This window comes from Serratia sp. LSHTC3, from assembly GCF_057197125.1.
The window spans coordinates 119,888-138,771 of sequence record NZ_JBXUNP010000007.1 but is presented as its reverse complement, the minus strand read 5'-3'; the positions used below and the strand labels follow the sequence as shown (position 1 = coordinate 138,771).

Annotated in this window: 18 protein-coding genes; 7 read left to right on the top strand and 11 right to left on the bottom strand. The window is 60.8% G+C overall.

The genetic code is table 11. The annotated features are described in order from the left end of the window. The first annotated feature begins 247 nt into the window (after positions 1-247). Complete coding sequence (locus AC2CGI_RS21970; RefSeq protein ID WP_015379350.1) at positions 248-1,165, top strand: DMT family transporter; 918 nt, start codon at positions 248-250, stop codon at positions 1,163-1,165. Here AC2CGI_RS21970 and pdxR read toward each other — a convergent pair. From pdxR to AC2CGI_RS21925, 9 genes are all read right to left on the bottom strand, one after another. Then, the gene (gene pdxR, locus AC2CGI_RS21965; protein WP_015379349.1) at positions 1,162-2,655 is read right to left on the bottom strand and encodes a MocR-like pyridoxine biosynthesis transcription factor PdxR; all 1,494 of its coding nucleotides are present in this window, start codon (positions 2,653-2,655) and stop codon (positions 1,162-1,164) included. The genes AC2CGI_RS21970 and pdxR overlap by 4 nt on opposite strands. A 79-nt stretch (positions 2,656-2,734) precedes the next feature. Next, positions 2,735-3,358 (bottom strand): helix-turn-helix transcriptional regulator, encoded by a 624-nt coding sequence (locus tag AC2CGI_RS21960; RefSeq protein ID WP_015379348.1) that lies wholly within the window; start codon positions 3,356-3,358, stop codon positions 2,735-2,737. Between the two features lie 101 nt (positions 3,359-3,459). Continuing rightward, positions 3,460-3,999 carry a fimbrial protein gene (locus AC2CGI_RS21955; RefSeq protein WP_015379347.1) on the bottom strand — a complete coding sequence of 180 codons (540 nt, stop codon included), beginning with the start codon at positions 3,997-3,999 and terminating at the stop codon, positions 3,460-3,462. A gap of 18 nt (positions 4,000-4,017) precedes the next feature. Beyond that, the gene (locus tag AC2CGI_RS21950) at positions 4,018-5,022 is read right to left on the bottom strand and encodes a fimbrial protein (protein WP_004930911.1); all 1,005 of its coding nucleotides are present in this window, start codon (positions 5,020-5,022) and stop codon (positions 4,018-4,020) included. Between the two features lie 14 nt (positions 5,023-5,036). Next, on the bottom strand, positions 5,037-5,648 hold the full coding sequence (locus AC2CGI_RS21945) for a fimbrial protein (protein WP_015379346.1): 612 nt from the start codon (positions 5,646-5,648) through the stop codon (positions 5,037-5,039). 11 nt (positions 5,649-5,659) lie between these two features. Next, entirely contained in the window at positions 5,660-6,406 is a 747-nt protein-coding gene (locus AC2CGI_RS21940) for a fimbrial biogenesis chaperone (RefSeq protein WP_015379345.1), read from the bottom strand. Positions 6,407-6,430: 24 nt separating this feature from the next. Further along, positions 6,431-8,932 carry a fimbria/pilus outer membrane usher protein gene (locus AC2CGI_RS21935; protein ID WP_160125942.1) on the bottom strand — a complete coding sequence of 834 codons (2,502 nt, stop codon included), beginning with the start codon at positions 8,930-8,932 and terminating at the stop codon, positions 6,431-6,433. A gap of 71 nt (positions 8,933-9,003) precedes the next feature. Further along, positions 9,004-9,555 (bottom strand): fimbrial protein, encoded by a 552-nt coding sequence (locus AC2CGI_RS21930; protein ID WP_015379343.1) that lies wholly within the window; start codon positions 9,553-9,555, stop codon positions 9,004-9,006. A 91-nt stretch (positions 9,556-9,646) separates the two neighbouring features. Then, a complete protein-coding gene (locus AC2CGI_RS21925; RefSeq protein ID WP_015379342.1) occupies positions 9,647-10,177 on the bottom strand; it encodes a fimbrial protein in 531 nt (176 codons plus the stop codon). A gap of 758 nt (positions 10,178-10,935) precedes the next feature. Here AC2CGI_RS21925 and AC2CGI_RS21920 point away from each other — a divergent pair. The 5 genes from AC2CGI_RS21920 (at position 10,936) to fetB (ending at position 14,430) form a co-directional block, all read left to right on the top strand. Then, on the top strand, positions 10,936-11,349 hold the full coding sequence (locus AC2CGI_RS21920; RefSeq protein ID WP_015379341.1) for a hypothetical protein: 414 nt from the start codon (positions 10,936-10,938) through the stop codon (positions 11,347-11,349). A gap of 29 nt (positions 11,350-11,378) precedes the next feature. Beyond that, positions 11,379-12,476 carry an FKBP-type peptidyl-prolyl cis-trans isomerase N-terminal domain-containing protein gene (locus AC2CGI_RS21915; RefSeq protein WP_080497857.1) on the top strand — a complete coding sequence of 366 codons (1,098 nt, stop codon included), beginning with the start codon at positions 11,379-11,381 and terminating at the stop codon, positions 12,474-12,476. 37 nt (positions 12,477-12,513) lie between these two features. Next, positions 12,514-12,801, top strand: coding sequence for a FaeA/PapI family transcriptional regulator (locus AC2CGI_RS21910; RefSeq protein WP_004930885.1), 288 nt, complete (start codon positions 12,514-12,516; stop codon positions 12,799-12,801). A gap of 191 nt (positions 12,802-12,992) precedes the next feature. Beyond that, on the top strand, positions 12,993-13,670 hold the full coding sequence (gene fetA, locus AC2CGI_RS21905; protein ID WP_049240487.1) for an iron efflux ABC transporter ATP-binding subunit FetA: 678 nt from the start codon (positions 12,993-12,995) through the stop codon (positions 13,668-13,670). Continuing rightward, a complete protein-coding gene (gene fetB / locus AC2CGI_RS21900) occupies positions 13,657-14,430 on the top strand; it encodes an iron efflux ABC transporter permease subunit FetB (RefSeq protein ID WP_033631883.1) in 774 nt (257 codons plus the stop codon). The genes fetA and fetB overlap by 14 nt, the downstream gene beginning before the upstream one ends. Positions 14,431-14,466: 36 nt before the next feature. Here fetB and AC2CGI_RS21895 read toward each other — a convergent pair whose 3' ends face one another. Both AC2CGI_RS21895 and AC2CGI_RS21890 read right to left on the bottom strand, forming a co-directional pair. Continuing rightward, a complete protein-coding gene (locus tag AC2CGI_RS21895) occupies positions 14,467-15,303 on the bottom strand; it encodes a TIM barrel protein (RefSeq protein WP_076741279.1) in 837 nt (278 codons plus the stop codon). Between the two features lie 32 nt (positions 15,304-15,335). Beyond that, the gene (locus AC2CGI_RS21890) at positions 15,336-16,778 is read right to left on the bottom strand and encodes a sugar porter family MFS transporter (protein ID WP_049240490.1); all 1,443 of its coding nucleotides are present in this window, start codon (positions 16,776-16,778) and stop codon (positions 15,336-15,338) included. Positions 16,779-17,334: 556 nt separating this feature from the next. On the opposite strand from AC2CGI_RS21890, the gene AC2CGI_RS21885 reads away from it, so the two are divergent. Continuing rightward, positions 17,335-18,840, top strand: coding sequence for a CoA-acylating methylmalonate-semialdehyde dehydrogenase (locus tag AC2CGI_RS21885; RefSeq protein ID WP_021505174.1), 1,506 nt, complete (start codon positions 17,335-17,337; stop codon positions 18,838-18,840). The last annotated feature ends 44 nt before the right edge of the window (positions 18,841-18,884 follow it).

Below are 18,884 nucleotides of genomic sequence, written 5' to 3'. Positions count from 1 at the left end.
TACCCCGCAGGCAGGGCCGCCAAACGGCCAAGGACAGCCCGAAAAACGCCCTTCTTTGGCGTTAGCGGCGCGCTTTGCTAACCGGCACAGTGAAAATTTCACTATCTGGACCTGTCTGTGAACCGCTTTATCTGAAAAATAGAACGCAGCCCCGGCAAACGACGCCGGGCAACGATGTTCTCTTTCACTATGACATCGCCTCGCGGGTTGCCGATTTCGGTATGCCTCAGGCGTGCGGAGCGTTCACATGACGGACAGTCAGTCTGCAAAAACTCTCGTTGTTACCCCTGCACATCCCGCCGCCGGGCATTCGGCCCAGGGCTGGATGAACGGTTTTCTTGGCATGATGATCTTCAGCGGCTCGTTGCCCGCCACCCGGGTGGCGGTGCTGGAGCTCGATCCGCTGTTTCTGACGGCGGTCAGGGCGGCGATCGCCGCTTTGCTGGCCCTGTGTGCGCTGTTGATCACCCGGCAGGCGCGGCCGACGCGGGCCGATTTGCCGCCGCTGCTGTTTGTGGCGCTTGGCGTAGTCATCGGTTTTCCGCTGCTGACGGCGCTGGCGCTGCAGCACACCACGTCGGCGCATTCGCTGGTGTATATCGGCCTGCTGCCGCTGGCGACCGCCGGTTTTGGCGTTTTGCGCGGCGGAGAGCGGCCCAAGCCCGCTTTTTGGGCTTTTTCAGGCGTCGGCGCCGTGTTGGTGGGCGCTTTCGCGTTGAGCCAGGGGAGCGGCGGCGCCTGGCAAGGGGATGCGCTGATGGTCGGGGCGGTGTTGCTGTGCGGCCTGGGTTATGCCGAAGGGGCGGTGCTGTCGCGCCGGATCGGCGGCTGGCAGGCGATCTCCTGGGCGCTGGTGGTCGCCTTGCCGTTGACGCTGGCGGCCACCTGGCTGGCGGCACCGGCCGCCTGGCCCGTGGTCAGCGGCGCTGCCTGGCTGTCGCTGGTTTACGTCTCGGTGTTCAGCATGTGGATTGGGTTTATTTTCTGGTATCGCGGCCTGGCGCAGGGCGGCATCGCCGCCGTCGGGCAGTTGCAGCTGCTGCAGCCGTTCTTCGGCCTGGCGCTGGCGGGCTGGCTGCTGCATGAGACCGTCCAGCCGATGATGATCGCCGTGATGGCCGGCGTGGTGGTTTGCGTGTTCGGCGCCAAACGTTTTTCCCGCTAGGCGCCGCTGCCGGCGCAGGCCAGGATCACCCGTCCGAGCCGTTCCACCGCCTGTTGCACCTGGCGGTCGGCGTAACCGCCCAACCCCAGCACCAGGCCCGGCTCACCGTGGTCGGGCGCATACATCGGCGACACCGCCCGCAGCGCCAACCCGGCTTCGTTGGCCTGCAGGGCGACCCGCAGGTCGTCGAGATCTTTTCTCAACCACAGCACCATGTGCATGCCCTGATCGCAGGGCTGCACCACCGCCAGCTCGGCCGGGATGTACGCGTTGATCGCCTCGATCAGCACCCGACGCTTCTCGGCGTAGACGCCGCGCATTTTGCGGATATGCCGGTCGAGATACCCTTCGGCGATAAAGGCGGCCAGCACGTATTGATCCGCGCTGGGTGGATGGCGATCCATCAGGATCCTGGCGCCGCAAAAGGCGTCGACCAGCGGCGGCGGCACGATGGCGTAACCCAGCCGCAGCGAAGGGAACAGCACCTTGCTGAAGGTGCCGAGATAGAGCGTCCGCTCGGGCGCCAGCCCCTGCAGCGAAGGGAACGGGTGGCCGGCGTAGCGCATCTCGCTGTCGTAATCGTCTTCCACGATCCAGGCTTGCCGCTCTCTGGCCCAGGCCAGCAGGGCGCTTCTTTTCGCCATGCTCATCGGCATGCCCAGCGGATACTGATGCGACGGCGTGACAAAGGCGGCGCGGGCATTGGCGGCCAGGCGCACGCCGGCGGCGACGTCGATGCCGTCGTCGGCGACGGGCACCCTAATCATGCGCCGATCGCGGAACAGGCTATCGAAAATGGCGGTAATGCCGGCGTAGGCAGGATCTTCGACCCAGGCGCTGTCGCCGGCGTCCAACAGGATCTGCGCGGCCAGATACAGCCCCTGTTGGGTGCCGGAGGTAATGAGGATTTGCTGCGGCGTACAGTTTACCGAGCGGGAACGGCGCACATAGTCGCAGATGGCTTCGCGCAGCGGCAGTGCGCCCAGCGGATCGCCGTAGCCCGACGGCGCGCCGGGGCCGCGGGCGCGGATGCGGTTGCCGAGCCGCCGCCAGATATCGTCGGGCGCGGTATCGCCGATTGGCACTGACACAGTGAACGGCACCGGCGGCAGCGCCCGCGCCTGCGTGGCAAAGCGCGCCAGATGCTGCGCCTGTGAAGAAAGCGGAACCGCTACCGCCGAACTCGCCTGTGCCGTGGCGTGCGGCGTGCGGCGCGGCGCCTGATAGTGGGCGACCCGGGTGCCGGAGCCGGGCTGCGGTTCGAGAAAGCCTTCCGCCGTCAGCTGAGCAAAGGCTTCCAACACCGTGCCGCGCGCCAGATCCAGCGCCGCCGACAGCCGGCGCGTCGAGGGCAGCAGATCGCCCGCTTTCAGATCGCCCCGGTGAATGGCCCGGCGCAGAGCCTGCGCCAGCTGGTGGCTAAGCTGACCCGCCTGGCGATCGAGCTCGCCGAGGGCGGGAACGTCAACGACTTTGGCTGTTCTGGGCATGGATTCCGGCTCGCTTTGCAGTGCGAAAATGAGTATTCAGAGTAAACCACTCTTTCGGCACTCGCGAGTCCGTTGTCAGTCAACTCAGCCCGCGCTGATTCAACAGCACCTTATTCAGCTCGCTGTTTTTTCGCACGTTCAGCTTGCGCATCGCCGAGCGTTTATGGGCGCTGATGGTTTTCTGGCTGCGCTGCAGCAGGCCGGCGATGCTGCAGGCGGACATGCCGCTGCTCATCAACCCCAACACTTTTTTTTCGCAGTGGCTGAGCGCGGCGATGCGGCAGGCCTGGCATTTCCACATGCCGGCGGCGTGCAGCGCCATCCACGGATGCTGGATAAATTTCTCCAGCGCCATCTGCAACTTGAGGCGGATGGCGTAGGCCGAATCGCGCCGATGGATGCTGAACAGCGGCGGCAGGTTTTTCACCTGTTGCTGGGTCGTGTCGTCGAGGATCAGCAGAGTCAGCTGCCGCTGGCGCGGGATGCCGTAGGGGCTCTGGTAACAGCAGGCGCAGCCCCAGCGCTCTTCCGGCGTGCGGAGCACGATTTCGATGTTATCCAACGCCTGCAGTGCCAGCGGCGAGAACTGCGGGTACCGGCGCTGGCATTCGTTCAGGGAGTGCAGATAATCCTGCAGCAGCAGACGCAGCCCCTGCTGGTAGAAGTTATCGCTGTCGAACAGCGTGAAGCGAATATCTGGCATGGGTGCCTCCTTAAAAGGCCGCGCCGGAGCGAACGGTGACGGCCCATTGCCGGCGATTGCGCGCCGGGCGTTTTCCTGATTTCCCTGGGGCGGTGCGGGGCTTATTGGTACGCCAGCACAAAATTGGCGACGGACGTGAATTCGCCTTCGGTAATGCTTTGGTTTTGAATCGCGCTCGGCCGCCCTTGTACGTAGGCGGTGAAGTTCAGGTTGTTGGGGCCGTTTTGCAGCGCGACGGCGCTGGTGGCCTTATTCAGAGAGATGTCCGCACCCTGATGATCAAACAGGGCGATGGCGGCGCCGTTCGCGCCGTTGTTGATCGCCAGCTTGCCCGGCAGCTCTCCGTCTTCGGCGCCGCTGAAGGTCACGCTGACGGATTTGAACACCGTGGTCTTGCAGTCGGTCAGCTTGATGCTGAACGGCACCGGCGTGGTGTGGCCGTAGCGATACAAGGTTTTGACGATCACCGTGCCCATCTCCACCAGCTGATCGGCGGACTGCGGTTCGATATTGCACGGCCGGCTCACCACGGTGCCGTGGAACTGCACCGGCGCGCCGATAAGCTCGGTGTTCGCCGCCGCCGGCATGGCGGCAAACCACCAGGGCGCGCAGCTCAGCAGCGCTAAAGCGCGTAGACGCATTTTCCGTTCCTCCCTCGGTTACTGGAATGCCGCCACGATGGTGGCCGATGCGTTGAATTCCCCTTCGCCGATCTCTGCGCCGCCGTTGGCGAACGGCGCCGCCACCAGGTTCCAGGAGCCGCCGTTGCCGATGTTCGGCACCGGGTAAAACTCATTCGGGATAACCAGCTGGCCGTTATGCGTCAGCCGGATGCCGAGATCGTTCTTGTCGGTTTTGAATACCTCGTTGCTGAAGGAGGCCGCCGTGCCCGACACCGCCAGCTTGATATTCAGCGTGCCGTCCTCGAAGCTGCCGCCCTCGCACTGGAAGCGCACCGGAATGCTTTGCGGGTAGTTCGAGCCGTTGAGATCGCTGCCGCCGATCTCGCCGAACTCCACGTTGATCAACTGGCCTTCGTTCACCACGCATTTATCGGGCACGTAGAGGATTGCGGACTGGATAAACACCTGCGCCATCGGGTTGGGGCCGAAACCGCCGTCGGTCGAGCCGAGGCGGCCGTACATCTCGATGATCTGCCGATCGTTAATCTCAACGCCGTTAATGATTTTTTTGCGCACCCGGAAGGTGATCTTGCCTTTGGAGCCGCTGCCGTAGTTGTTGACCTGCAAGTACGGCGGCTGGCAGCGGTGTTGGCTCAGCAAATTCGATTCGTTGTAAAAAGGCACGGTGACGTACGCGTTCTTGTTGCCGGCAATCCACACCTCGGCTTTTAAATCCAAAAAGTCATTCAGCTTTAAATAGCCGTTGCCGTAGTCGGAGGGGGGCAACGCCGAATCCGACTTGTAAAAGTGCGGGCTGGTGGGGATAGGGGTATCGCAATACACCTTGCCGGTATAGGTGCCGCCCAGATCATAGGGAAACAGTTTGGTGAACCCCACCTGGTTGGTGATGTTGCTTTCATTCAGATCGATATAGAACTGTTTCGGCCCGCCGTCCGGCGTGACATAGCCGTTGGCCCAGGCGGCGGGGGCCGCCAGCGCGATCGCCAGCGGCAGGCAGAGTTTGGTCAGTTGAGTTTTCATTGCGTTCTCGAGCCTCACAGGTAAATCACCTGAATGTGCGCCACGGCGGCGAACCCGGCCGCCATCACCGCCCGCTGGGTGGATTCCACGCTGGCGCTGAACCACAGGGTGTTGCTGCCGGGCTGCAGAATGTAGGGGTGGCTGCGTTGATTCAGCTCCAGCGCCTGGCCCTGCTGGTCTTGCAGCCGCAGGCCGATGCCCTGTACGCCGCCGTTCAGCTTCAGCAGCGACGGGTTGTCGACGTCGCTTTCGCCGAGAAACACCAGCGTGGCGGCCTGCTCACCCTGCAGGTAGAGGCGGCCGGCATCGCCGTTGCGCGGGCCGGCCGGGTTATCCGCCAGCGCGCGCGCGCCCAGCAGGCAATTGCGGAACGAGAGACGAAAACGCACCGGCGCGCTGCGATCGCCGGCGTTGCGGAAGTCGCGTGCGCTGACGTCGCCCAGATCGACGGACTGATCCCGGCTGTCCGGCGTCAGGCTGCAGGGAGAGCTGAGCAGACCGCCGTGAAAGCTGACGGTGCCGGTGGTGCCTTCGATCACGCCCAGCGGCGTTGCCGCCAGCGCGCCGCCGCCGCACAGCAGTGCGCCGAGCAGCAGAGGGCGCAGTCGATCGGTGAATTCAGCCATGCTGGACCTCCTTATTTTTTCTCGGGCACGGCGGTGCAAACGCCGCCATTGCAGACGAAGCGCAGCTCCGGATGGCCGCCGTAGTCGTTGATGTAGGTGATGACGAAGCTGTTCATGCCGGTGTCGTGCAGCTTGAGGCTTTCGCTGGATTTCGGCTTCAGCATCAGCGGCTGAAAACCGCCGATCGCGCCGCCGCCCTGTTTTTGCGTCTGCCGCGTCATGCCGGTCAGGGTGATGTAAAACGGCGTCGGGTTGTCGACGGTGATGGCGCTGCCGCTTTTACGGAACACCAGCTTTTCCTGCCACACTTCACCCTTGGGCGCGACAATCGCCTTCGGCCGGTAGAACAGCTTGATCTGCGTCTGCAGCGCCAGCTGCATCACGTTGGTTTTGGTGCTTTTTGGCGGGATCTCGCGCAGGTTGAAGTAGAACACCGACTCGCGATCCTGCGGCAGGCGATCCGCTTCCGGCGTCTTGGTGATGCGCACCACGCTGCGCTCGCTCGGCTCCACGCGCTGCAACGGCGGCAGCACCACCAGCGGCGAGGTGATTTTCTGATGCTGCTCGTTCTCCAGCCAGGACTGCGCCAGGAAAGGCAGCTCTTTGTTTTCGTTGACGATATTCAGGCTGATCGATTTGGCGTCGCTCACATAAACGGCGCGCGTGCGATCCAGCGATATCGCCGCGTCGGCGGTGGGCAGTACGGCGCTCAGGGCCAGGCCGGCGGCGGTCAGTAGCGTTATCGGGTGTTTGTTCATGTCATTATTTCTCAGCGTTACGGATTACAGGGTGGCGCACGGCAGCAGCAGCTGGTCCAGCGGCTTGGCGGCGCCCGGGATCACGATGCGGCAGCGGCGTTGGCCTTCCCAGGCGACATCCAGTTTTTCCTCCGGCTGTACGCCAGTCAGATAGACCGAGCCGCCGTCGTTGACCACCGCGACCTCGCGGCCTTTCTCGCTCAGCACCGCGGCGCCGAACGGCGGTTCGCTGCCGTCCGCGAGGCGAATGGTGGCCAGCAGCTTGCTGCCTTTCACCACCTCGAAGTGGCGGTAGCCGATGGCGCCTTCGGTCAGCGTGCCTTGCACCACGGCGCGAGTGGCCTCGACGTCGTCCGCCAGCTTGTTGACGTCGATACGGGTGTCGGTGTTGTAGTAGCTGGTGATGTCGGAAATCACCGCCAGCCCGAAACGGTTGCTGTAGGCGCGGCCGTTATTGATCGGCACGCCGGCGATGCCGTCGGTGTCGAGCATCATGCGGCTGCCGCCGTTGCTCGAGTTCTGATGCGCCGCGATACCGTGCCGGGTCGCGGTGAGACCGCCGCGGAACGAGCCGCCGATCGACGAGTAGCTGTCCTGCTGGTAAGAGGCGCTGGCGTTCAGCGAGCCGAACGAGGCGTTGTGGGTGTAGTACCCGCGCGCCAGCGATTTGCCGGACTGGTTAAAGCCGCCGCTGACCTGCCAGGTATTGTCCGGATCGCTGTAGTCGTTGTACGACGCGGTCTGCGTGACGTCGCCGTTGTTGGTTTGCAGCGCATAGCCGACGCGCCGACGATCGCCGATCGGTACGGTGAAGTTGAGCATCACGCTGTCGTCGGTGCGGCCCTGGTAATAGGTGCGGTAAGCCGACAGCGAGGCGGTGATGTTGCTGATATCGCCGATGCTGAACAACTTGCTGGTCGACAGCCCGTAACGATCCTGGGTTCGCGCGTCCCAATAGGTCTGGTGCGAGTAAGTCAGATAGGTGGTGATCGCCCTGGCGCTGTCTTCCGCCATAAAGGTTTTACTGGCGGTGATGGTATACAGCTCTTTCTGACGGCCGTTGTAATTCTTGTCGTAATCGCCGTAGCGCTCCTGCAGATACTGCGACATGTTCATGAATTTGCGTTGCGAGAAGCGGTAGCCGGCGAAAGTGATCTGGCTGTTCAGCTCGTCGAAGCGTTTGGCGTAGTTGAGCTTGAACGACATGCCGCTGGCGGTCGGCTCGCCGGGCAGGCGAGCGATCGACTGGGTGACGTCCAGCGACATGGCGCCGAACACGTTCAGATCGCGGCCGAGGCCGAGCGCCCAGGCGTTATAGTCGCCGCCGAGCAGCGCGCCACCATACAGCGACCAGGCGTTGCTCAGCCCCCAGGAGAAGTCGCTGGCGGAAAACAGCGGCCCCTGGGTGCGGTGGTCGTAGGCCGAGGTTTTGCCGAGCGCCACGTTGTAGCGCACGTAGCCCGGGCGGGTCAGGTACGGAATGGTGGCGGTATCCACCTGGAAGGTCGAAACGGTGCCGTCCTGCTCTTCCACCTTGACGTCCAGCTTGCCGCGCACCGAGCTGTTGAGATCCTGGATGGCGAACGGCCCGGCGGGCACGGTGGTTTCGTACAGCGTGCGGCCTTCCTGCGAGACGGTGATCTTGGCGTTGCTCTTGGCGATGCCGCGCACTTCCGGCGCGTAGCCCTGCAGGTTCGGCGGCAGCATGCGCTCGTCGCTGGCCAGGTTGAGGCCGGTGAAGCGATAGGCGTCGAACACCCCGGAGTCGAGATAGATCTCGCCCAGCGTCAGCTTGGCGGCCTGCATCGGCAGCGCGCGGTAGGCGTAGATCTGATTCCAGTCGAAGCCGGTGCTGCGATCGCCGGCCTGCTGATTGTAATTGGCCTGGTAGTCCGCGCGCAGGCGCCAGGGGCCCAGGTTGGCGCCCAGCGTGCCGTAGCTGCTCAGGTTCTGGGCGGTGTTGTTGTTGTGGCTCTGTTTGCCTAACTGGCCGCTCAGGTTGTAGTCCAGCAGCAGGCCGGGAATGCCGTCGTCCCACTGCTCGGGCGGCGTCCAGTCGGGATCGGAGTATTTCATCCACGCCTGCGGGATGGTGATCGCCAGCACGCCGCCGCCGATGCGATCGGAGATGGTCGCGCCTTTGATGCCGCGAATGTCGGCGCACTGGTTGTCGTGCCACAGGGTGATTTTTTTGGCCGCTTCTTCTTTTAACGCCATTTTTTCCACCAGGTCAGGCGGCAGGCACACCTGGCTGCCGCTCTTGTTATCCGGCGACGGGAAATACTGAATGCTGCGCTGGGGCAGCGTTTTCTGGTTGATCTTGATGTCCAGCAAATAAGCGCCGGGCATGACGTAGTCGGCGTCGGAGAAGCGCGAAAGATCCACTTTGCTGCGCTCGCCGATATCCAGAACGTCGGTATTGAATTCCGTGGCGGAAAATGCCGGACGCACCCAGAGGAAAGACAGAATGACGAGGAGAGGTAGGTGTTTCCGTGTCAGTAATGACGTCATAGCATAATCACTCATGGCAAGTCCGCGCCCAATAGCAGGTCATCCGTACGACCTGAATACGTAATGCTGTGCAGCGCCCGCCGGCGCTAGAGATAAGACAGGGTGAATTTGGCCAGAGAGCTGAAGCCGCCCGCCCGCGCCTTGTCGGGATGCAGGCGCAACTGCGCGCCAAAGCGCAGCGTGTTGTCGCCGGCGACGATCTGGTAATCCGCTGTCGTGCTGCCGAGCGGGATCGGCGTGCCGGCATCGTTCAACAGCTCGATAGCCACGCCCTGCGCCTCGCCGTAAACGCCGAGCAGGGAAGGATCCCCGCTGTCGGCGGTGCCGTCGAACGTGACGTTGGCCGCGCGATAGATGAAGTCAGGCTTCACCTGGCTGGCCAGCTCGCAGTTCACCAGTTTGATCGTGAAATGGCGGCGGCTGCCGATCAGCACCGACTGCCCATCCTGCGAGGCGTCGGTCATGGAAATCAGACCAAAATCGACGGTTTGATCCAGGCTGTCGCTGGCGATGCCGCAAGGCGTTTCAACGATGGTGCCGCCCAGGCTGACTTTGCCGTGGCCCTGATTTTTCGCTGCCGCCGCCGCGCTGCCGACGCTGAGCGCGATGAGCAACAGGCCGCAAAGGCGGATAGTCATGCTGGCGTCTCCCTGTCTTTCCCTGTTCCCTTGCCGGTATCCTCGGCATGCAATAAAGCGGGGGATGCCCTGAGACATCCCCTGTGGGGTATTACAGGTAAGCCAGGGTGAAGTTCGCCACGCTGGTGAAGTCGCCCGGCACCACGGCGCTTGAGGCGCTGCTGCCCTGCAGATAAGCGGCGAATTTCAGCGAGTTGTCGCCGTCGTTCAGGCCCTGACCGTCGGTCGCGGTGCCCAGTTCCACCTCTTTGGAGTGCAGGTTGTCGTAGATCACGATGCCGGCGCCGGTTGCCGTGCCGCTCAGGGCCAGCAGTTTGTTGTTAACCGGATCAGGCGTGCCGGTAAAGGTCACTTTGACGTTTTTCATGGTGGAGATGGAGCAATCTTTCAGTTCGATGTTGAAAGGCTGCATGCTGGATTTACCCTGGTTGGCCAGGATGCGGCTGCTGATCTGGCCCATCGGCACGGTTTGGTCAACGGATTCCGGCGCGACGCTGCATGGCGCATCGATAATTTCGCCGGTAAAGGTGACTTTACCGCTGCCCTGATTAGATGCGGCATGAGCAACAGATGCGGAAGCGAAAGCAATCACGGTTGCCAGCATTAATTTATTCAGTTTCATTTCTCAGGTTCCTGTAGAGAGTTTTTAAATAAAAAGAACAGCACATCTAAATCCCCCGCGGCGGTGGCAACGCCATGTCGCCGCCCGTGCGGTTGGAGCCAGATCCTTTTGCTCTGGGCAATACGCCGACATCCGTTATTTATGAGAAATAACGAGATTTGGAAAATCGATAATGGATTTTCTGGTAAATAAAATACGTTTTTTACGTGTGGCGTGTTGCTGGGAATATTCTTGCAAATAATAGTATTGCTTGGAAATAGATTTTATTAAATTAAGTCAAATTCAGAATATAAAACCAAAAGGAAAAAGAAATATATTTGCTTTAAAATCAATAGATCGTATACAAATATTATCCAGTATAAATCACTATATAAATAACGATATGCGAGATATTAGATCGGGGGAAATAGGGTGGCACCTACAATTCACAATATTGTTTTGCTAATATCGCTCTGAGGCAGCAGATGATGCATTTCCCTTTAGAAACAAAATATAAAACATAATTTATTGTTTTTATTGTTATTTCATGGTTGTTTGTTCATGAGGGAATGGGGTTTCTTATTCGCGTTTAGCCAGCGTTTAGACCTAATTGGTTAACAATTAAATAACAATTGCACCGGTAGTGAATTATTCTATCGCATTGCGTGATAGGGATTTTTTGCTACCTAACCCATTTTGATTAATCAAATTAAGGCATGTGCTGCTGCCGTTCGCCACATAATGATGACCTAAGTGACAATTAAAGGATTATAAACGGAATGATAACGATGATTAATGCTTGCGGCGGGCGCCGTTGGGTGGGGTTGACCCTATTTCTGCTGTCTCTTATGGCGCTTTCTGGCTGTGCGGGCGGGAGCAAGACAAAACTGAATTCCGTGAAAAAAATCTCACAGAATAATCCTAATGATAAATCCGATGAGCAACGCATCGCGCTTTGTCAGCAGCGGGTTAATTCATTAAAGAATATTAATCCGCAAAGTTACCAAAAACGCATCGCCTATTTTAATGGCCTGCTTTCCAACGCTTCGGGATATGCCGGGGTGCGCGGCAACGTGGATGAGAGTACCCGTAAAGCGATTGATGCTCTTTATCAATATAAAACCGAGAAATTCTGCGCTGACGTCGAGCATGAGCTGATGTCCGATCTGTCCAGCCGGGTTGAGAATCTGTAGCCATGAAGCGATGCGCGCAAGGATGGGCGATGGGGCTTTTGCTGTTGGCGGCGAGCGGGGCCGCTTGCGCCGCCGATGACGGCATTCCCGCGCTGTTGAAGTTTGCCGAACAGCGGCAGGCGCCACCGGCCGCGCCCAGGGAAGACACCGCGCGTAAATCGGCGTCAGCACCAGCCGCCAAACCAGCCGCAGACAGCGCTCGTTTAACGTCGTTGCAGCACTCTTTGCAACAGCAGGCGGAGAAAATCCGTCAGCTGGAGCGGCAGTTGGCGGCGGCTCAGGCCGCGGCGGCGCCGAAACGGGAACCGGCCGTCGTCGATATTCGGCCGCTGGCCGATGCCCTGAAGGGATTGCGGCAGGCCGTTGCGCCGGTGCCTGAAGTGAGCGTGCTGGCCGCTTCGTTAACGCGGGCCGAACAGCGCAGCGCAAGTTTGGCGGCGCAGCTGGCGCAGCAGCAGCGGCGGGTGGAGACCTTGCTGGCCGAACGGCAGCAGGCGGCCGAGCCGCCTGCGCTGGCCAGCGAGGCGGACAAGCAGGCGTATGCCGCCGGCGTATCGCTCGGACGCGACATTCTGCATCTGCAGCAGGAGAACCGGCGCGCGGGGCTGGAAGCGGATACCCAGCTGTTGCTGGCGGGCATCGCCGATACCCTGGCCGGGCGGTTGCGGCTCGATGAAGCCGCCATCGACGGCGCGCTGCACACGGCGCAGCAGCGGTTGCAGCAGGCGCAACAGACGCAGGCGCCGCCTCGGGATGACAACGCCTACCTGGCCAATTTCGTTCGTCAGGAGGGGGTCAAGCAGGATGCTCTCGGTTTCTATTACCGGGTGGACTATGTCGGCAGCGGGGCGATCGGCGCCGACGATCGGGTGGATATCGTGGTGCGCGAAAGCCTGACCGACGGCCGGGTAGTCAAAGACATGGAGCTGGCGGGGACGGTGATCTCGCAGCCGTTGACGCGCTACCCGCCGCTGTTTCGCGCGGCTATCGAGAAGCTGCAGCAACACGGTGCGATCACGCTGGTGGTGCCGCCGGCGCTGGCGTACGGCAAACAGGGTAACCCGCCGGCGATCCCCCCGAATGCCACCATGATTTACACCCTGCGCATCGCTGACGTGCAGCCGTGAGCGGGGTGCTCAGCAGTAACCACTCAGGAGGAATGCTATGGCCAAGGCGCCGAAAACGTTTGAAAGCAGAAAATCGCTGATGCTGAATGTGTTGCAAGGATTGTGCAGGGAGCGTGTGGAAGGATCTGGGGGCCATCATCCCCCGCCGGAGCAGTGGCCGAAGACGCGCGAGCTGGCGGATAAATGCGGCGAAAATATTTATACCACCCGCACCCTGCTGCTGGCGCTGGAAAAGGAGGGTAAGGTTCACTGCACCCACCGCAGCATCAACAATTCTCTCCGCTGGTACAGCTGCGACGAACAGGCAGCGATAAAAAAAGAGTGATTCGACCCTGGCGGTCGCTTTTGACTATTCCTACAGCTAATCATTAATTAAATTTATCATTTGGCGGGGCGTTTCGCTCCGTCAATCCTTCCCCTTCGTTCGCTGCCATCCGCACAGCCATTGCTAAGATGTTTTTGGCGGCCATATACTTATCGCTCAGACGGGAACAGGTATAGGGAGCCGGCATCGTAATGAAGGAAAAGAAAGACATACTGAGATTGGATGATATTCATTATCAAATAGACAGCCAGGTGATCCTGGATTCCGTCTCTTTCACGCTGGGTGAAGGCGAGTTCAAACTGATCACCGGACCTTCCGGCTGCGGGAAAAGCACCCTGCTGAAAATCATCTCTTCCTTAATGGATCCGACCAGCGGAAAGCTCTATTTCGACGGCCAGGCGATCGATGAGATGTCGCCGGAGGCGTATCGCAAGCAGGTCTCTTACTGCTTCCAGACGCCGTCACTGTTCGGCAGTACGGTTTACGACAATCTGGCGCTGCCCTACCAGATTCGCCAGGAACCGCCGGCCGAGCGAAAAATGAAGGCCGATCTGGCGCGTTTCGGGCTGCCGGAGGCGATGCTGACCAAAAGCATCAATGAACTGTCCGGCGGGGAGAAGCAGCGGGTGTCCCTGATCCGCAACCTGCAGTTTATGCCCCGGGTGCTGTTGCTCGATGAGATCACCAGCGCGCTGGACGAGGAAAACAAACGCAACGTCAATGAGATAGTGCATCAGCTGGTGGCGGAACACCGGCTGGCGGTGCTGTGGGTGACGCACGATACCGAAGAGATAGCGCATGCGGACGAAGTGATCACCCTGCGCGCGCACGGCGCCGAGCAACAGGAGCAACAGCATGAATCAGCATAACATCACCAACGAATCCTTGGGCTTGTCGATGGTGCTGGTGGTGGTCGCCATCCTGATCAGCCACCGGGAAAAGCTGGCGCTGGAAAAGGACATTATCTGGAGCATCTGCCGCGCGGTGGTGCAGTTGATCATCGTCGGCTACGTGCTGAAGTATATTTTCGACCTGGATAACGCCGTTCTCACCGTGTTGATGGTGCTGTTCATCTGCTTTAACGCGGCTTACAACGCCAAGAAACGCAGCAAGTACGTCGAACACGCGTTCGTGACGTCGTTTATCGCCATCACCACCGGCGCGGTGCTGACGTTGGCGGTGCTGGTATTGACCGGCTCCATCGAATTTACGCCGATGCAGGTGATCCCCATCTCCGGGATGATCGCCGGCAACGCCATGGTGGCGGTGGGGCTGTGCTACACCAACCTCGGCCAGCGTTTCAAAGGCGAGCAGCAGAAGATTCAGGAGATGCTCAGCCTGGGGGCGACGCCCAAGTTCGCCTCGGCGGCGCTGATCCGCGACAGCATCCGCGCTTCGCTGATCCCGACCGTGGACTCGGCGAAAACCGTTGGGCTGGTCAGCCTGCCGGGCATGATGTCCGGGCTGATCTTTGCCGGCATCGACCCGGTGAAAGCGATCAAATACCAGATTATGGTGACCTTTATGCTGCTTTCCACCGCCAGCCTGTCGACCATCATCGCCTGCTATCTGGCTTACCGTAAGTTTTACAATGCGCGCCACCAGTTGGTGGTCGGCAACCTGAAGTAACGCCATGAAAAACGGCCTCCGCGGAGGCCGTTTTTTTTACCCTTGCAGCAGGGCGATGCTCTGGCGGATTTCCCGTTCGATATCCGCCTCGCTCCAGCCGTCCAACTGCGAAGAGAAGGGCTCGAAGGCATAGACGCCGGTGTAGCCCAGGCGTTCCAGGTTCTGTACCTGGCGGCGGCTTTCCAGCCGATCGCCCGTGCTCAGCATGATGCGCTCTTCATCGCTCAGCGCGCCTTTATCCCGCCCATCCTCCACGCCGGACAGATGCACCAGGCCGATCTGCGCCACCTGGATCTGCGCGTCGAAGTCGGCTTGCGCCACACCGCTCAAATAGTGGTGGAACGTATCGAGCACGATGCGATACGGCGCGCCCGAGTCGCGGATGATCGCCTGGGTCAACAGCGACGATCGCAGCGAGCTGATGCCGAAGCCCAGCGGCTCGACGTATCCCTGTACGCCATAGCGGACAAACAGCGGCGCCAGCAGACGCAACGCGGCGAGGGTATCGTCCCGTTTTTGCTGCTCGCTGCGCGTGTCGTCGGCGCTGCAGTGCGGGCACAGCACCAGCGCCCGGCTGTGGATGGCCTGCGCCTGCGCCAGCAACGCTTCGGCGCGCTGCTGCAGCGCCGCCGGGTCATCCACCCGATTGAACATGCCGAGGGCGTTGATCGTGACGATTTCAATGCCGTATTGCGCGGCGAGCGCGTTGAGCTGCGCGTCGCTCAGATCGTCGGTCACCTTGCCGCTGGGCATGTCGTTGCGCAGCTCAACTTTGCTGAGCCCGCAGCGTTTCACCAGGCGGAAAAAATTGTCCAGATCGAGATTCGGCGCGATCTTGCGGTTAATGCAGAAGCGGTCCAGCGCAATGTTCATGGGGCATGACTCCAGCGGTCAGGGTTGAGAGATCAGGATTTGCCGTTTTCCAGCGGCAGCGGCTTGCCGTCGGGCAGGGATTGGCGGAGGCGTTTGGCCAGCACCACCTGTTCCATTTTTTCCAGCGAGACGCCTTTGGTTTCAGGAATATAGCGGCCGATAAACCAGTAGCTGAACAGGCAGCAGGCGGCAAAGATCCACATCGGGAAGGCGCCGTGGAAATGCGAGAACAGGTAAGGGTGGTCGTTGATCATCGGGAACGACTGCGACACCGCAAAGTTGGCGACCCACATGCAGCCGACGGCGATGCTCATCCCCTGCGCGCGCATGCGGTTCGGGAAGATTTCCGACACCAGCACCCAGGCGCCGACGCCCCAGGACAGCGCATAAAACACCATGAAGAACAGCATGCCGAACAGCGCGAAATAGCCGGTGGCCTGCGTGTAGAGCGCGTACGAGGTGAGCAGCAGGCCGGCGATGGCGCCCAGCGTGCCGTAACGCATCAGCGGAATGCGGCCCATGCGATCCATCAGCATGGCGCCGATGACCGAACCGACCAACTGCAGCACGCCGATCCAGATGGTTTGGAACAGCGCTTCCTGCGCGTTTTCGGTGACGGTTTTCAGCACCACCGGCGCGTAATACATCATCACGTTGACGCCGGTGACCTGCTGCAGCATGGCGATCATACAGCCGACGAACAGGATGAACCGCACCCGTACATCGCCGTAGTTCAGCTTCCGGTGCTGCTGCTGTTGATCCTGCTGCAGCGAGTCTTTGATTTCTTTCAGCAGATTCTGCGCATGGGCGGCGTTGGAGACTTTGGTCAACATCGCCAGCGCCTGATCGTCGCGGCCCATCATCACGTTCCAGCGCGGCGATTCAGGAATGACGAACACCAGGATGCAGAACAGAATGCAGGGGATCACGCCCGAGGCGAACATCCAGCGCCAGCCCATTTCCACCAGCCAAGCTTCGCTGGCGAGGCTGGCGATTTTGAAGTTGACGTAGAAAATCACGATCTGGCCGAAGACGATGGCGAATTGCTGCATGCTGAGCGCCCGCCCGCGCATGTCTTTCGGCGACACCTCCGACATGTACATCGGCGACACGGTGGCGGCAATGCCGACCGCCAGCCCGCCGATGATGCGGTAGATGACGAACCAGGTGAAGGTCGGAGCCAATGCGGCGCCGACGGCGGACACGGTGAACAGCAGCGCTGCCAGCATCAGCGCCTTTTTACGGCCCCAGCGCGCCGCCAGCGGCCCGGCGGCGAAGGCGCCGACCACGCAGCCGATCACCACGTTGGAGACTGCCCAGCCGGTTTCGGCCGGGCTGAGATCGAAATAGGCTTTCAACGCTTCGATCGCGCCGGAGATCACGGCGGTATCGTAGCCGAATAGAATGCCGCCCAGGGCGGCGATGCCGCAAATTCGCAATATGTAGCCGGTATTATGCTTACGCTGATATGACATGTGTTGCTCCGATTTTTATCCTGGCTTCCGTCCGCACGGTTGGGTTGTCGGGAAGAGGGCGAGCGGAAGGGTGTGAACCGTGCCTGTCATCAAGGCGATGTCGTCGATAAATGCTGGAACAAACAAGAACATTTATTTCATAATTAGTGAATAATGGAATATTGATTTTTAGATCCAGTTCAAAAAAAACCGTCGCGAGCGATTCGGGCACCTTGGGCGCTCGAGGGCGTGCGGTAACGGCGGCAGGGCAGGCGCAGTGCGGGTTTTCTGTAGCAAAGTCAGTGTGTATTACCCCAACTTTCTCCGCCGCAGTTGCGCTTTCCCTGGCACGGCAATGCAAGCGCCAACCCGATCGACACCGCAAAATTGCGACCTCACGCACTAAAAACAAATTTTTCAAAACAATTTATTTGAAACTTTTTTTTCAATGAAATAGAGTTTGCTGCATCCGGTCAGGATTTAGCCGGCTTGCCGACGGGGTTTGGCGAGCGGGACGATTAACGCCGCGCCGCCTGGGTGTGGCCAGGCGACAGCGGACTTGAAAAGAGGGCGTGACATGAAAACCGTGGGTAACTTTATTGACGGGCAGGTGTGCCTGAGCAGCAGCAATCAAACCGTCGACGTGCACAACCCGGCCAGCGGGCAGGTTGAGCGGCGCGTCACGCAGAGCACCGCCGCCGAAGTCAAGCAGGCCATCGACGTGGCCCACCGGGCGTTTGCCGACTGGTCGCGCACCACGCCGCTGCGCCGCGCGCGCATCATGTTCAATTTCAAGGCGCTGCTGGAACAGCACCGCGACGAGCTGGCCGAGCTTATCGTCAGCGAACACGGCAAAGTGTATTCGGATGCGCTGGGCGAACTGACGCGCGGCATGGAAGTGGTCGAATTTGCCTGCGGCATCCCGCATCTGATCAAGGGCGAATACTCGCCGGACGTCGGCGGCGGCGTCGACAGCTTCTCGCTGATGCAGCCGCTGGGCGTGGTGGCGGGCATTACCCCGTTCAACTTCCCGGCGATGGTGCCGATGTGGATGTTCCCTATCGCGTTGGCCTGCGGCAATACCTTTATCCTCAAGCCGCCGGCGCTGGTGCCTTCGGCCTCGGTGCGCCTGGCGGAGCTGCTGAAAGAAGCCGGCCTGCCGGACGGCGTGTTCAACGTGGTGCACTGCGCCAATGAAGATGCGGCGCAGCTGTGCACCGATCCGCGCATTCAGGCGGTGAGCTTCGTCGGCTCCTCCACCGTGGCGGAACATATCTATACCACCGCCAGCGCGCACGGCAAGCGGGTACAGGCCTTCGGCGCGGCGAAAAACCAGGCGATCGTCATGCCGGACGCCGATCTGGACGCCACGGTCAATGCGCTGATGGGCGGCGCGTTCGGCTCTGCCGGCGAGCGCTGCATGGCGTTGCCGATCGCCGTGGTGGTTGGTGACGACACCGCCGATAAACTGATCGCCAAACTGAAGCCGCTGATCGCGCAGCTGCGCGTCGGGCCGGGCTTGCAGCAGGGCGGCGAAGAGAATGAAATGGGGCCGCTGGTATCGTCCGCTCACCAGAAAAAGGTGCTGGGCTACATCGATCTGGGCGTGGAAGAAGGCGCCACCCTGGTGGCCGACGGCCGCAATTATCAGGTGCCGGGCTACCCTGAAGGCTACTACGTCGGCGGCACGCTGTTCGACCATGTGAAGCCGAACATGCGCATCTACCGCGAAGAGATCTTCGGGCCGGTGCTGGGCATCGTGCGGGTGCCGGACTATCGCACCGCCATCGACACGGTTAACGGCCACGAGTTTGGCAACGGCAGCGCCATCTTTACCGGCAGCGGCCACTACGCGCGCCAGTTCGTGCAGGAAGTGCAGGCCGGGATGGTCGGCGTCAACGTGCCGGTGCCGGTGCCGATGGCGTTCCACAGCTTCGGCGGCTGGAAGCGCTCGGTGTTCGGCGCGCTGAACGTGCACGGCACCGACGGCGTGCGTTTCTACACGCGCATGAAGACCGCCACCGCGCGCTGGCCGGCCGGGCAGCAGACGGTGTCTGAATTCAGCATGCCGACGCTGGGTTAAGCGATCGCAGAGTATGAGCGGGCCGTTGCTCCATGGGGGCAGCG